Origin of the sequence: Streptomyces sp. TLI_185, assembly GCF_003814765.1 — a bacterium.
Classification (GTDB): domain Bacteria; phylum Actinomycetota; class Actinomycetes; order Streptomycetales; family Streptomycetaceae; genus Streptomyces.
Genome location: NZ_RKRB01000001.1, coordinates 950,859 through 964,741, shown reverse-complemented (window position 1 = coordinate 964,741; position 13,883 = coordinate 950,859). Strand labels below are relative to the sequence as shown.

General features: G+C 71.1%; 15 protein-coding genes. 11 read left to right on the top strand and 4 right to left on the bottom strand.

All coding sequences use genetic code 11. From position 1 onward, the window contains the following. Positions 1-157 precede the first annotated feature (157 nt). From gndA to EDD92_RS04465, 6 genes are all read left to right on the top strand, one after another. Positions 158-1,597, top strand: a complete 1,440-nt coding sequence (gene gndA, locus EDD92_RS04490) for an NADP-dependent phosphogluconate dehydrogenase (protein WP_123963092.1) — start codon at positions 158-160, stop codon at positions 1,595-1,597. 138 nt (positions 1,598-1,735) lie between these two features. Beyond that, on the top strand, positions 1,736-3,241 hold the full coding sequence (locus tag EDD92_RS04485; RefSeq protein ID WP_123963091.1) for a cytosine permease: 1,506 nt from the start codon (positions 1,736-1,738) through the stop codon (positions 3,239-3,241). Then, on the top strand, positions 3,238-3,795 hold the full coding sequence (locus EDD92_RS04480) for a cysteine hydrolase family protein (protein WP_123963090.1): 558 nt from the start codon (positions 3,238-3,240) through the stop codon (positions 3,793-3,795). Before EDD92_RS04485 ends, EDD92_RS04480 begins: the two co-directional genes overlap by 4 nt. Then, on the top strand, positions 3,792-4,514 hold the full coding sequence (locus tag EDD92_RS04475; protein ID WP_123963089.1) for a peptidase E: 723 nt from the start codon (positions 3,792-3,794) through the stop codon (positions 4,512-4,514). Before EDD92_RS04480 ends, EDD92_RS04475 begins: the two co-directional genes overlap by 4 nt. A 108-nt stretch (positions 4,515-4,622) precedes the next feature. Further along, positions 4,623-5,864, top strand: a complete 1,242-nt coding sequence (locus tag EDD92_RS04470) for an acyl-CoA dehydrogenase family protein (RefSeq protein WP_123963088.1) — start codon at positions 4,623-4,625, stop codon at positions 5,862-5,864. Between the two features lie 133 nt (positions 5,865-5,997). Continuing rightward, positions 5,998-6,399 carry an SseB family protein gene (locus EDD92_RS04465; RefSeq protein ID WP_123963087.1) on the top strand — a complete coding sequence of 134 codons (402 nt, stop codon included), beginning with the start codon at positions 5,998-6,000 and terminating at the stop codon, positions 6,397-6,399. 204 nt (positions 6,400-6,603) lie between these two features. Here EDD92_RS04465 and EDD92_RS52360 read toward each other — a convergent pair whose 3' ends face one another. Next, positions 6,604-6,804: an FAD-linked oxidase C-terminal domain-containing protein gene (locus tag EDD92_RS52360; protein ID WP_185123930.1), complete on the bottom strand. Its 201-nt coding sequence runs from the start codon at positions 6,802-6,804 to the stop codon at positions 6,604-6,606. Between the two features lie 125 nt (positions 6,805-6,929). On the opposite strand from EDD92_RS52360, the gene EDD92_RS04455 reads away from it, so the two are divergent. The 3 genes from EDD92_RS04455 (at position 6,930) to EDD92_RS04440 (ending at position 9,966) form a co-directional block, all read left to right on the top strand. Beyond that, a complete protein-coding gene (locus tag EDD92_RS04455) occupies positions 6,930-7,364 on the top strand; it encodes a VOC family protein (protein ID WP_123963086.1) in 435 nt (144 codons plus the stop codon). Between the two features lie 358 nt (positions 7,365-7,722). After that, positions 7,723-8,850 carry a hypothetical protein gene (locus tag EDD92_RS04445; RefSeq protein WP_185123929.1) on the top strand — a complete coding sequence of 376 codons (1,128 nt, stop codon included), beginning with the start codon at positions 7,723-7,725 and terminating at the stop codon, positions 8,848-8,850. Between the two features lie 36 nt (positions 8,851-8,886). After that, positions 8,887-9,966 (top strand): hypothetical protein, encoded by a 1,080-nt coding sequence (locus EDD92_RS04440; RefSeq protein WP_123963085.1) that lies wholly within the window; start codon positions 8,887-8,889, stop codon positions 9,964-9,966. 116 nt (positions 9,967-10,082) lie between these two features. On the opposite strand, the gene EDD92_RS04435 is transcribed toward EDD92_RS04440, so the two are convergent. Beyond that, positions 10,083-10,997 carry an oxidoreductase gene (locus EDD92_RS04435; protein WP_123963084.1) on the bottom strand — a complete coding sequence of 305 codons (915 nt, stop codon included), beginning with the start codon at positions 10,995-10,997 and terminating at the stop codon, positions 10,083-10,085. A 100-nt stretch (positions 10,998-11,097) separates the two neighbouring features. On the opposite strand from EDD92_RS04435, the gene EDD92_RS04430 reads away from it, so the two are divergent. Together EDD92_RS04430 and EDD92_RS04425 are read left to right on the top strand one after the other, a co-directional pair. Continuing rightward, positions 11,098-11,697 carry a TetR/AcrR family transcriptional regulator gene (locus EDD92_RS04430; protein WP_123963083.1) on the top strand — a complete coding sequence of 200 codons (600 nt, stop codon included), beginning with the start codon at positions 11,098-11,100 and terminating at the stop codon, positions 11,695-11,697. A 109-nt stretch (positions 11,698-11,806) separates the two neighbouring features. Further along, complete coding sequence (locus EDD92_RS04425; protein WP_260326310.1) at positions 11,807-12,793, top strand: L,D-transpeptidase; 987 nt, start codon at positions 11,807-11,809, stop codon at positions 12,791-12,793. 31 nt (positions 12,794-12,824) lie between these two features. Here the strand turns inward: EDD92_RS04425 and EDD92_RS04420 are convergent, their stop codons facing one another. Continuing rightward, positions 12,825-13,238, bottom strand: a complete 414-nt coding sequence (locus EDD92_RS04420) for a MarR family winged helix-turn-helix transcriptional regulator (RefSeq protein WP_123963082.1) — start codon at positions 13,236-13,238, stop codon at positions 12,825-12,827. A 73-nt stretch (positions 13,239-13,311) separates the two neighbouring features. Then, on the bottom strand, positions 13,312-13,662 hold the full coding sequence (locus tag EDD92_RS04415) for a VOC family protein (protein ID WP_030926708.1): 351 nt from the start codon (positions 13,660-13,662) through the stop codon (positions 13,312-13,314). Positions 13,663-13,883 lie beyond the last annotated feature (221 nt).

Here is a 13,883-nt window from a genome sequence, read left to right as displayed (position 1 = left end):
TCCCTGTTTGATCGATCGTTTGAGCGGGGTTCGTCACACCGTCCCTCACACCCGTCCGCGCCCGGAATCGAGACGATCCGGCCGCCCGTCCGTACCTGACGGGCATGGGGCACGCCCGCCCCGCAACCGCCATCGGACCGACCGAGGGACGTACACCATGAACGCAACCGCAGCCATCGGCGTGACCGGCCTGGGCGTGATGGGCCGCAACCTGGCGCGGAACTTCGCCCGCAACGGCTTCACCGTCGCCGTTCACAACCGCACGGCGGGCCGCACGCGCGCGCTCATGGAGGTGTACGGCGACGAGGGCGCGTTCGTCCCCGCCGAGACGCCCGCGGACTTCGTGGCCGCCCTGGAACGCCCCCGCCGCCTGATGATCATGGTGCAGGCGGGGGAGGCCACCGACGCGGTCATCGACGAGTTCGCCCCGCTGCTGGAGCCCGGCGACATGATCATCGACGGGGGCAACGCCCACTTCGCCGACACCCGCCGCCGCGAGGCCGCCCTGCGCGAGCGCGGCATCCACTTCGTCGGCACCGGCGTCTCCGGCGGCGAGGAAGGCGCCCTCGAAGGACCGTCGATCATGGTCGGCGGTTCGGCGGAGGCATACGACGTCCTCGGCCCCATGCTCGAGACCATCAGCGCCAAGGTCGGCGGCGAACCGTGCGCCGCGCACATCGGCAGCGACGGCGCCGGGCACTTCGTCAAGATGGTCCACAACGGCATCGAGTACGCCGACATGCAGCTCATCGCGGAGGCCTACGACCTGCTGCGCCAGGTCGCCGGCTACACCCCGGCCGAGATCGCGGACATCTTCCGCCGCTGGAACCAGGGCCGGCTCGGTTCCTACCTGATCGAGATCACCGCCGAGGTGCTGGCGCACACCGACCCGGTCACCGGCGCCCCGTTCGTCGATGTCGTCGCGGACGCCGCAGGCCAGAAGGGCACCGGCCGCTGGACCGTGCAGACCGCGCTCGACCTGGGCTCGCCGGTCACCGCCATCGCCCAGGCCACCTTCGCCCGCGCCGCCTCCGGCCAGCGCGACCTGCGCGCCGCCTACTCGGGCCTGCCCGGCGGCACCCGCCCGCCGCTCAGCCGCACCGAGGCCGAACGCTTCACCTCACAGGTCGAGCACGCCCTGTACGCGTCGAAGGTCATCGCCTACGACCAGGGCTGGAAGATGATCCAGGACGCGGCCGCCGAGTACGGCTGGAAGATCGACCTCGGCACCGTCGCCCGGATCTGGCGCGGCGGCTGCATCATCCGCGCCTCCTTCCTCGACCGCATCCGCGCCGCCTACGCCTTCGACCGCGAGCTGGTCAGCCTGCTCGGCGAGATGGAGTTCGCCATGGAGATCACCGACGCGCAGGTCCCCTGGCGGGAGATCATCGCCTCGGCGGCCCGCCGCGGCATCCCCGTCCCCGCCTTCTCCGCCGCCCTCGCCCACTACGACACCCTGCGCGCCGACCGTCTGCCCGCCGCCCTCCTGCAGGGCCAGCGCGACTACTTCGGCGCCCACACCTACCTCCGCACGGACCGCCCCGGCACCTTCCACACCCACTGGACGGCACCGGAACGCTCCGAAACGACGGCCTGACCGGGAAGGTCCGCACCGGGGCCGTGAACGCTTCCTGAGGGTCCCGGTGCGCGAACGGGTACGTCCTGTGCAGCCTTGACGCCCCGACCTGCGCCGACAAGGCTTCGGGCAACACCCGCCCGGACAGGTAGGACGACGATGGCAGACTCGCCGGACACTCCCGACAACAGAGGCGCGGGCCGACAGCTCCAGGTGGAGACGCACGGCCTCGACGTCATCGCCGACGCCGAGCGCAAGGGCACCCCGCGGACCCTGTTCTGGCCCTGGTTCGGCGCCAACGTCTCCATCCTGGGGCTGAGTTACGGCGCCTTCGCGCTCGGCTTCCGGATCTCCTTCTGGCAGGCGCTGATCGCGGGCGTCATCGGCATCGTCTTCTCGTTCCTGCTCTGCGGTTTCATCGCGGTCGCCGGCAAACGCGGGTCGGCGCCCACCATGGTCCTCAGCCGCGCCGCGTACGGGGTGCGCGGCAACCGCCTGCCCTCGGTGATCTCCTGGGTGCTCACCGTCGGCTGGGAGACCGTGCTGTGCGCGCTCGCCACCATGGCCACCGCGACGGTGTTCGGACGGCTCGGCTGGGGAGGCGGCACGGAGACCAAGGTGGTCGCTCTCGTCCTGGTCGGCGCGCTGACCGTCATCGGCGGCGTGATGGGCTTCGACCTGATCATGCGGCTGCAGACCGTGATCACGGTCGTCACCGGCGTCCTGACCGTCGTGTACATCGTGCTGGTCGCCGACCACATCCACTGGAGCACCGTCAGCGCGATCCCGTCGGGCTCCGCCCAGGAGTTCATCGGCGCGCTGGTGTTCATGATGACCGGCTTCGGCCTCGGCTGGGTCAACGCCGCCGCCGACTACTCCCGCTATCTGCCGCGCAGTTCGTCCAGCCCCGGCGTGATCGGCTGGACGACGTTCGGCGCATCCGTGGCCCCGCTGCTCCTGCTGGTCTTCGGCCTGCTGTTGGCCGGCTCCTCCACCCCGCTCTTCGCGGGGGTCGCCGCCGACCCCATCGGCGCCCTCACGAGCATCCTGCCCACCTGGTTCCTGGTCCCGTTCGCCGTGGTCGCCGTACTCGGACTGGTCGGCGGCGCGGTCCTCGACATCTACTCCTCCGGCCTCGCCCTGCTGTCGGCAGGCCTCAGGATCCCCCGCTACCTGGCCGCCTTCGTCGACGGCGTCCTGATGATCGCCGGCTCGATCTACATCGTCTTCTTCGCCGACGACTTCCTCGGCCAGTTCATGGGCTTCCTGACCACCCTCGGCGTCCCCATCGCCGCCTGGTGCGGCCTCGTGCTCGCCGATCTCGCCCTGCGCCGCCGCGACTACGACGAGGGCGACCTCTACCGCCCCGGCGGCCGCTACGGCGACGTACCGCCCGCCCCGCTGCTCCTCACCCTCGCCGCCACCGCCCTCGGCTGGGGCCTGGTCACCAACTCCGCGGCGAGCTGGCTGAGTTGGCAGGGCTACCTGCTCGAACCGTTCGGCCTCGGCGGCAAGTCGGGCGCCTGGGCGTACGCCAACCTCGGCGTCCTCGCCGCCCTGGCGCTCGCCTTCCTCGGCACTCTGGCCCTGGGCCGCGCCCGTGTCCGCGTACAGGAGGCCGAGGCGCCGAGCCCGGCCACGGGGGAGGAGGTGCCGCTCGCATGACCTCGTCCGCGACCGGACTGCTCGCCGTCATCGACATGCAGCGCGTCTTCGCCGACCCGGAAAGTCCCTGGGCCACCCCCCGCTTCACCGAGGCCGCGGCAGGAGTACGACGCCTGCTGCCGGCCTACGGCGACCGGGTCGCCTTCACCCGCTTCCTGGCCCCCGCCGAACCCGAGGGTGCCTGGCAGACGTACTACGAACAGTGGCCCTTCGCCCTCCAACCGCCGAACGCCCAACTCTGGCAACTGGCCGACGAGTTCACCTCTCACGCGCGGCATGTCGTCGACGCCACCACCTTCGGCAAGTGGACCCCGGAGCTCGCCCGGCACCTCGGCCCCGGGGGCCGCCTGGTGCTGACCGGCGTCAGCACCGACTGCTGCGTCCTGTCCACCGCGCTCGCCGCCGCCGATGCCGGTGTGGAAGTGCTGGTCGCAGCCGACGCCTGCGCCGGCGCGGACGACGACTCGCACGCCAAGGCGCTGCACGTCATGGACCTGTACCGCCCGCTGATCCGCGTGACCACCGTCGCCGAACTCCTCGGGGAGGCGGGGTGAGCGAATCCCCGCTCAAGCAGCGCCGTCTGGCCCTCCTCGGCGGCGGCTTCAGCCTCGACGACGACGGCCGGCTGGACGACTGGCTGCTGAGCCACGCGCGCACCACCCGACCCCGCGTGTGCTTCGTACCCACCGCCAGCGGCGACGCCGCCGCGTATGTCGAACGGTTCTACGACGTGTTCCGGTCACGCCACACCGGTGAGCCGTCCGTACTGCCGCTGTTCCGGCGGGAGTTGGACGACGAAGCACTGCGGGCGTTCATCCTGGCGCAGGACGTCGTGTACGTGGGCGGGGGCAACACCGCGAACATGCTGGCGGTATGGCGCACACACGGCGTGGACCGGCTGCTGCGCGAGGCCTATGACCGGGGCACCCTGCTGTGCGGCATCAGCGCCGGCGCCAACTGCTGGGCCGAGGGATCGCACACCGACTCCTTCGGCCCCCTCACCTTCCTCCCGGACGGACTGGGCCTGCTGCCCGGCTCGGTCTGCCCGCACTACGACAGCGAGCCGGGCCGCCGTCCCTCGTACCGTACTGCGGTCGCCGACGGCTCGCTGCCCGCCGGATGGGCACTGGACGACGGGGTGGGCGCACTCTTCCTGGACAGGCAGCTGACGGAGACGGTGACGCGGGTGCCGGGCGCCCAGGTGTACCGGGTGGAGCCGGACGGGCGAGGCGGCGCCGACGAGCGGGCGCTCCCGTGCCGCCTGCTCACCTGAGTGTCGGGCGACCTTGGCCTTATCCGGTCGGTACCCGCAGGGCACTTGCCGGGTTCAATCACTTCTATCGCGTGACGTGACCGACGGCTCCACCCGTCAGGAGGCACCGTGCTCGCCGCTCCCGAACCCGACCTCACCGAAGACGACATCATCGAGCGCGCCGTTGTGCTCAGGCCCGTCCTGCTCGAACGTCAGCCGGAGACCGAGCGGTTGACGCACTACCCCAAGGACACCCACGAGGACTTCCTCAGGGCCGGCTTCTACCGGATGCTCCAGCCGCGGCGCTACGGCGGCTACGAGTTCGGCCTGCCGGTCTTCTACCGCGTGGTCACCGAGATCGCGCGCGGCTGCCCCTCCACCGGGTGGGCGCTCTCGCTGACCGCCGCCCATGTGCTCCAGGTCGCCACCCTCTTCGACGAGCAGGCACAGGACGAGATCTTCGGCGCCGACGGAGACTTCCGGGCCGCGTCCACCGTCGTACCCGTCGGAGTCGCCCAGCCCGACGGCAACGGCCATGTCGTCCTGGACGGCATCTGGCCGTACTCCTCGGGCGCCTCCTACTCGACGCACTACGTCGGCCAGACCCTGCGCGCCCCGGCCGCACCGGGCGAGGCACCGGGGCCGCCCGTGCTGTTCGTCGCGCCGCGCTCGGTGTGGACGGTGCTCGACGACTGGCACGGAGTCCTCGGCCTGCGCGGCAGCGGCTCCAACAGCATCCACATGGAGCAGGCCCGCATCCCGGCCCACCTCACCCGCGAGGCCTTCCTGCTCGACCTGCCGGTCGAGGGCGGCAGCGTCGGCTCGACACTGCACGGCAATCCGATGTACGCCGGGCGGGCGCCGAGCTTCTTCCACGGCGAGCTGGCCGCCATCATGATCGGCACCGCGTACGCGGCCGCCGACGAGTACGCCCGGATCGTCGCCGCCCGCCCCCTCGCCCTGGAACCCGACCGCACCCGTGCCGACCTGCACGACTACCAGCGTCACCTCGGCGAGGCGCTCGGCATCATCGACATGGCCGAGGCGGCGCTGCGGCAGACCGCGCAGGACTGGATGGAGACCTGCCGACGCAACGTCACTGGGGAGGCCCCCTTCACCGTCGTCGAGGACAACCGGCTCGCGCTGATGTTCCTGAACGCCGGGCGCGCCGCCTGGGACGTGCTGCAGGGCACCCTCTTCCGCACGGCCGGCTCCCGGCACGCCCGCGACGGCGAGCGGATGCAGCGCTACTTCCGGGACGCGGCCACGTACTGGACGCATGTGGGAGCCGGCATGGCGGAGCCGCTGACCCGCCGGGTCGGCTGCGACCGGCTGGGGCTGCCCTCGCAGGACATCCCGCTGATTCCCTGAGGCAACCACCCGTGGTGAATTCCTGGGAAACGGATGAATGGGCTGGTTGGGATCGGGTACGCGAGCAAGACCGTGCCGGGGGCCGATCTTGTCCCGGGCGGGCCGTACGACCGCCGCTACCAGGGGATCTGCCATGGAGATACCTGCCAACGACCACACCGCCACACCGGCCCGGCAGGCGCTGGACGCGCTGGCCGTGAACACCGAGGACACGGCGGCGCTGGACACGCTCGCCGGCAGCGAGGTGCTCGTTCCCGTGCCCGACGACGCAAGCCAGGAGGATGAAGGGGATCCGAGCGCGGTGGCGCTGCCGGTCCTGGAGCAGCCGGGCGGCGACCCGGTGGTGCCTGTGTTCACCTCGGAAGGGGAGATGGCCGGGCTGCTGCCGTTCGTCTCCCGCTACCGTCTGGTGCCGCTCGGTGCGCTGGCCTCGCAGTGGCCCGCCGACGATCTGTCGCTCACCATCGACGCCGGGTCCGAGCACCCGCTGACGCTCACCTCCGAGGGCGTACGGACCCTGCTGGTCCGGCCCTGACGACACAGTGGACGGCGCCGGGCCCGGGAGATGAACGGCGCCGACCCCGCTCATGCCCGGGCGCCCGCAGTCGCCGTGCCAGACGATACGACTGGCACGGCCGCCGCGTCGCTCCCGGACGCGCCGCGACCGCCCGCAGAACACGGCGGATTGCGGCATTTCATCGGGTGCCTCCTTCCTTGAGCACCAGAGGTTCTTGGAGCGTCAGAAGCCCTTGCCCGGGTTGGGGATCCCCTGCGGGTCGAACACGTCCTTGAGCCGCCGCTGCAAGGTGTGGTCGGCGGGCCCGCGCCGACGGCGGCCTCCCGCTGACCGGGCACGCCGTCCCAGGGCGCCAGGCCGTGCCGCTCCGGCGTCGCTGGTCGCGGTCGAGGGCCCGTGCGCGATCCGCCGCCGCGCGACCACGACGTCCGTCGCACACGGCGTGCCTGCCCCGGCGCCGACCCGGCGACGGACGGGGCCGCCTTCGCCGCCGTACGGGATCTGGTGCGGCAGAAGTGGGACGCATGCGGCCGCAGTAACGTGATCGCATGGAACAGCGCATCACATTGATCACGCTGGGAGTGTCCGATCTCGCCCGCGCCAAGCGCTTCTACGAGGCGCTGGGCTGGCGGGGCCAGGAAGTCGAGGAGACCGTCTTCTTCCAGGCGGGCGGCATGGGGCTGGTCCTGTGGAGCCGCGAGAAACTCGCCCGTGACTGCGGCCTGGAACCGGGAGTTGCCGGGGGTTTCGGCGGGATCGCCCTCGCGCACAACGTCCGCTCCGAGGCGGAGGTCGACGCACTGCTCGCCGCCGTCCAGCGGGCAGGCGGCACCATCACCAAGCCTGCCGCCACCAACGCCATCGGGTTCTACTCCAGCGCCTTCGTCGACCCGGACGGCCACGCCTGGGAGATCGCCCACAACCCCGGGTTTCCCCTGGCCGAGGACGGGTCGGTCACGCTTCCCGATTTCGGCGCCGAATAGGGCCTGGTGAACCGTCCGTTCACCGTTCAGGATCCCAGGGTGCGGCAGGTGGAACCGATGATCGATCGGGAGTGGACACCGCTGAAGGACCGCACCTACCTCAAATTGCCCTGGATGCAACGGCACATCGGCAACCCGTGCCAGACGGTGCCCGTCGCCGTCCTGGAGCACGAGGGCGAGCGCTACCTCGTCTCCTGCCGGGCGTCCGCCCCTGATGGGGACCTGCCGCGAGAAGCACGGCAGCATGCCCACGGTGTCCGAGGTCCTGACCGCCCTGCCCGACCCCGCAGACCACCCCGTCTTCCGCCTCCGCGGCCGTAACTGATCACCGCATGCCGCAGCGGTCCACAATGGCCGCATGACGTGGATCTCCGGCGTGGCCGGCGGGCTGCTGCTGGCGGTCACGGCCGCCAGCGTGCTGCGGACCCTGGTGGTGCCGCGAGGGCTCTACTCGATGCTGGTGTACCGGCTGTGGTGGGTGCTGCGCCGAATTCTGCGGCTGGCGGCGATACGCGGCGGCTACGGCGCCGTCGACCGCGCGCAGACCTGGCTCGCCGCGCTGATCCTGATCGGCATGCTCGCGACCTGGCTCGGCGGAGCGCTGGCCGGCTTCGGGCTGCTGCTGCACGCCGTGTCCGGGCTGTCGTGGGGCGGTTCCTTCCGGGAGGCGGGCTCCAGCCTGCTCACCCTCGGTTTCGCCAGTGGCGACCGGCTGCGGCTGTCCGCGCTCGACTTCGTCGCGGCGGCCACGGGACCGGTCCTGATCGCCCTGCAGATCGCCTACCTGCCCACGCTCTACGCCGCCTACAACCGGCGCGAGCTGGAGGTGACCCTGCTGCAGTCCCGGGCCGGCGAGCCCGCCTGGGGTCCGGAGATCCTGGCCCGGCAGTGGCTGGTCGACACCGAGACCGCGCTGCCGGAGCTGTACCGGGCCTGGGAGCGGCTGGCCTCCGACATCGGCGAGAGCCACTCCACGTACCCGGTCCTGATGGCGTTCCGCTCGCCGCGGCCCTACCGGCACTGGCTGGTGGGTCTGGTCGCCGTGATGGACGCGGCGGCCATACAGCTGGCGCTCACCCCGCGCAGCGCCCCGCCGGAGGCCCGTCTGGTGCTGCGGGCCGGCTTCACCGCCCTGCGTGACATCGCCCGCGTCCAGCGCTTCCCCTTCGACCCCGATCCCCCTCCGGACGCCGCCCTGCGTCTGACCTACGTCGAGTTCGAGGCCGCGGTCGCGATGCTGGAGGCGGCGGGCTTCAGCGCCGAACGCAGCGTCGCCGACGCCTGGCCGCACTTCCACGGCTGGCGGGTCAACTACGAGGCGATCGCGTACGAGATGTGCCGCCGCTGTGACGCGGTACCCGCGCTGTGGACGGGACCGCGCGCCTTCGCGTCGACGCCGATCCCGCCGCGCAGACCGGCGGATCGTAGGCCCGGCGAGGACCGGCCGGGGCAGCCGGGCGGCCCCTCCGGTGGCAGTGATCCCTGATCACGGGCCGTCCGGAGTGCTTGCTGGCGTGCGGTCGTGCCCACAGAGATCACCCGGCTCGTCGACGAACTCGTCGCGCAGATGAGATCCCGCAACGGCCACGGTTGCCGCCAGGCCATGGGCCGGCTCGCCGAGGCCGCCCGAACCGGTGGCCCCGAGAGCGCGACCGCGGTGATCGAGGCCCTTGCCCCGTGGTTGCGCGGCCTGCAGGGCGACTACGCCATGACGGCCGTGCTGGCGGGGGCGTGCGTGGAGTGGGGCGGCTCGCCCATGGCCCTGGTAGACGTCCTGCCGCAACGAGCCTCTGAAGCCATGATGCTCAATGCGGCGCTGCCGGAGTTCTGGGCCAGGGCGACCCGGTGGAGACCGCTGCCGGAGCCGGTGAGCGCGAGCTCCGGCCGACTTGTGAAGACCCTGGGCAAGCTGGTCCGGCAGGGCGTCGATGAAGGGTTCCTGACCCGGATGGCCATGTCCTGGTTCGACGTGGAGGACTGGCTCAAGGCGCTGATCACAGTCCTCGCCCGTGATCCCTTCCGGCCGGCCGTCGCCGCACCCGTCAAGGCCGAGCTGCGCGAGCACGGCGCCGCGGTCGCCGACCGTTCACAACGTGCCGCCTGGGTCGGTCAGTTGGCCGCGGTCCTCGACGACGAGCCGCTGCTCGTCCTGGACCCCCGCACCCGCAGGGGGTACGCCCTGACGATGGGCGGCATCGGGGACAACTTCCAGCTGCACACCCTCCTCGCGGACCGGCTGATCGGCGATCCCGAGCAGGGATTGGTCGCGGGGGAGCGCCCCGCGCGCACGTGGGTCAAGGCAGCCACCGACGGCGACCCGAACCTGGGAACGAGCGATCCTTCGATACGCCGCTTCCGCCTCTTCGACGGGCACGGCGGCCATGTGTACCCCGAGGGCATCCCGGCCGACATCGAGCCACTCGACGGCACCCGTGTGCTCGTCCTGCATCCGCCGGGCGGCACCTTCGGCATGGGAGTCGGCCGCGTCTTCGAGCACATGACGCCCACGCTCGAACTGGACCGCGTACTCGAACCGGCGCAGACGCAGGTCTGGTTCGACCGGGTGGCACCCGCCGTCGAGAAGGATCTGATGGCGGGCTGACTGGCCCCGACGAAGTCCGCGGCGGTGCGGCAGCGGCCCTGAGGGGGTGCGCAGGCGATCGACGGCCCATCGCGGCCCCGCGGGGCAGCCGCAAATCGGCACAGCCCGCGGAGAGCTCAAGCCGGGATCGAGGCCGGCTGCGGGAACGTGACGCCGGTCAGCTCCTCGGAGACCGTCCACAGGCGGCGGGCGGTGGCCGGGTCGCTGGCCGCCGGTGAGCGGCCGACCAGGGTCGGGGCGCCGCGCATCTCGCCGAGGCCGTCCGGGCCGACATAGCTCGCACCGGGCAGGTCCTGCACGGCGGCGTACAGCGTCGGCAGGGCGCCTGCCTTGCTGTCCTGGGCCATGAAACGGTTGCCGACCCGCATGAGGGCCCGTCGCAGTGCACTGCCGTCATGGCTCTGGAGGTTCGTTGCCGCGTAGCCGGGGTGGGCGGCGAGGGCACGTACGGACGAGCCCGACTCGGCAAGGCGGCGCTGCAGTTCGAGGGTGAAGAGCAGATTGGCCAGCTTGGACTGGCTGTACGCCGTGATGGGCGCGTACTCGCCGGTGAGGTTGAGGTTGTCGAAGTGGATGCGCGGCGTGCCCGGCATCTTGTGCGCGCCGGACGACACGGTCACCACGCGGTCGGTGATGTGCGGCAGCAGCAGGTTCGTCAGGGCGAAGTGCCCCAGGTGATTGGTGCCGAACTGCATCTCGAAGCCGTCCTTGGTGGCGGACTCCGGGATGTTCATGACACCGGCGTTGTTGACGAGCAGATCAAGGCCGCCCTGCCAGCCGGCGGCGAACTCGCGCACCGAGGTGAGATCGGCGAGGTCGAGCCGGCGCACCTCCACGCTCCCTCGCACGCCTGCGGCAGCGGCCTCGCCGCGCTTCACGTCCCGTACGGCGAGCACCACATGTGCGCCCGCACCGGCCAGCGCCTCGACGGTGGCGATGCCGAGCCCGCTGTTGGCGCCGGTGACGACGGCGGTGCGGCCGGTCTGGTCGGGGATGTCGGTGACGTTCCACTTGCTGGGTTGAGTAGTCATGCCCGCCAATGTAGGCGGCGCCAACAATGCTGTCAATGACAACAATGGTGACGCCGACAACAATGTAGGCGCCACAAACATGACCGATACACTGACGCCCATGCACACCCGCAATCGCCGCTACCACCACGGAGACCTCCGCGCCGCCCTGCTGACCCGTGCCGAGGAAACGCTCCGCGAGAAGGGGCCGGCCGCGCTGTCCCTGCGCGAACTCGCCCGTGACCTCGGCGTCAGCCATGCCGCGCCGAGCCGTCACTTCAAGGACAAGCAGGCACTGCTGGACGCGCTCGCGCTGACCGGATTCGAGCGGCTGACCGCCGTCCTCGGGGCCTCGCAGGACGGCGTGGGGGAGGCGTTCGCCAAGCGGCTCGACGCGATGGTCCGGGCGTATGTGGGTTTCGCGCGGGAGAACGCCGAGCTGCTCGACCTCATGTACTCGATCAAGCATGATCCGGAGGCTTCCGACGCGCTGCAGGAGGCCGAGCAGCGCTGGTCGGACCTGGTCGTCCGGCTGATCGGCGAGGGTCAGGCCCAGGGTGCGGTGCGGGAGGGCCCGATGGAGCGCGTCGGCCTCCCGGTCTTCGCGGCCCTGCACGGCTACGCCGACCTCGCGGTGACCGGCATGCTGCCCCCGGAGGTGGACGAGCACGGGCTGGACGACGTGATTGCGTTCATGCTCCAGGGATGCGCTCCGGCGTGACATGGATCACTAAAGATCTACCCGCCTGCTGCAACTGCCGCCCGTGCCGTAACTGTCTGACAGGGAGGCGGGCCCTTCGGGGCCGAGGAGCGAGAGAGCGGGGCAGGTCGTGGGACGGCGCAAGGGCAGCATAGGGATCGCACTCGTCACGGTGGCGATGCTGGCGGCCACGAGTGCCTGCGGCGGAGCGGGCAGCAGCAAGGCGGGCGCGGACGACGGAAAGGCGGGCGGCAAGGCGGGTGCGAGCGCCTCGCCGTCACCGACGAAGCCCGCGGGCCCGCCGATGCTGCTGGACACGATCACCCCGCAGACGGGAACCACGGTCGGCGTGGCCATGCCGATCTCGGTGATCTTCACGAACCCGGTGGCGGCCAAGGCACGGGCCACCGTCGAGAAGCACATGAAGGTCAGCGCCTCGCAGCCGGTGGCCGGCGCCTGGCACTGGATGGGCGACAGGCGCGCCGACTGGCGGCCGAAGACGTACTGGCCCTCCGGCACGAAGGTGAAGATCGACGCCGACCTGAAGGGCGTCAGCAACGGCAACGGCCGCTACGGCGTGCACGGTTACACGCACACCTTCACCATCGGCGACGACGTGCGCGCGGACGTCTCGGTGACCGGCCACACCATGAAGGTGACCCGGAACGGCAAGCTGGTGCGCACCCTGTCGATCAATGCGGGAAGCGCCCAGTACCCGACGTGGGACGGCACGATGGCCGTCATCGACAAGCAGGAGAAGGTCCACATGACCTCCTGCAGCGTCGGCATCAGCTGTGACAAGGGCAGCCCCAACTTCTACGACCTGACGCTGCCCTGGGACATCCACCTGACCCAGTCCGGCACGTACGTCCACTACTCGACCGGCGACCCCAACCCGGGAAGCGGCAGTGCCCGCGGCTCGCACGGCTGCGTCCATCTGTCCATGTCGGACGCCAAGTGGTTCTACGGCCAGGTCAAGCAGGGCGACCCGGTCACCGTCACAGGCTCGCCCCGTGGCAAGGCCGCGGCCGACAACGGCTACGCCGCGTTCAACCTGAGCTGGTCCCAGTGGCTCGCAGGCAGCGCGGCCGGGGAGCAGACGACCGCACAGCTGTGACGCCGAGCATGCAGAGGGCTCACCCCGAGCTCTAGGAAGAACCGTGGGCCGCGGCCCGGCTGCCCAGCAGCCGGGCCAGCACCGCACGCTGCAGCGGCAGCACCACGGTGTGCAGGTCGCGGCCCTTGCCGGTGAGGGCGACATACACACCGCGCCGGTCCTCCGCGCAGACGGAACGCTCCACCAGGCCGTCTTTTTCCAGTCGGCCGATCAGCCGGGACAGCGCACTCTGGCTGAGATGGACCCGTCCCGCGAGGTTCTGCACCCGGCACTGGTCGCCCTCGCCGGGTGCCTCGGACGCGAGGATGTCGAGCACCTCGAAATCGCTCGCGCCCAGACCGTGCGGGTGCAGGACCCGGTCGATCTCGCACATCGTGCGGGCGTGCACGGAGAGGATGTCCCGCCACCTCTCCTCGAGCCCGGACTCGGCCGTCTTCACTGCCATACCTGCACGGTAACACCGAATCAGCCATTAGTTGACTGTGCAATGAATGCGGGTGCATGCAGCCCGGCGGTCGTCAGGCGGGCGGGTCCTGGAGCAGCCCGACCAGATTGCCGTCGGCGTCCTTCAGCGAAGCGATCAACCTGCCGTTGCCGACGTCCTGAACGTCCTGGACCACCTCCGCCCCCGCGTCCACCAGTGCGGCGAGCCGCCCCCGGATGTCGTCGACGTGCCAGTACGGCACCGGCCCGGTGAGGCCCTTCGCGTGTCCGTTGGGGTCGAGGCCGACGTCCTGCCCGGCGTCCTTGAAGCCGACGTAGTACGGCGCATCCGCGTACGGCTCCACTTGCAGCAGGGCGCTGAACAGGGCCTTCGCCCGGGCGATGTCCTTGACGGGGTAGATGATCGTCTTGAGGCCGGCGGTCATGATGGCTCCTCCGCATCGGGTGGCCCGACGGAATTCGTCGGTGATTCCACGCTAGGGCGGAGGGTGCTCCGGCGGCTTCTCCAATCCTGACCGGTCCGCTACCGTCGGAACACTGAGTGAGGGGGCCTCACGGAGTGTCGCGCGAGCGCGCGGGGGCAACTGGTCCACGTCGACCGCGAGGACGCGCCGTCGGGCGGCGTCATCTTCCGCCCGCCCGCCGG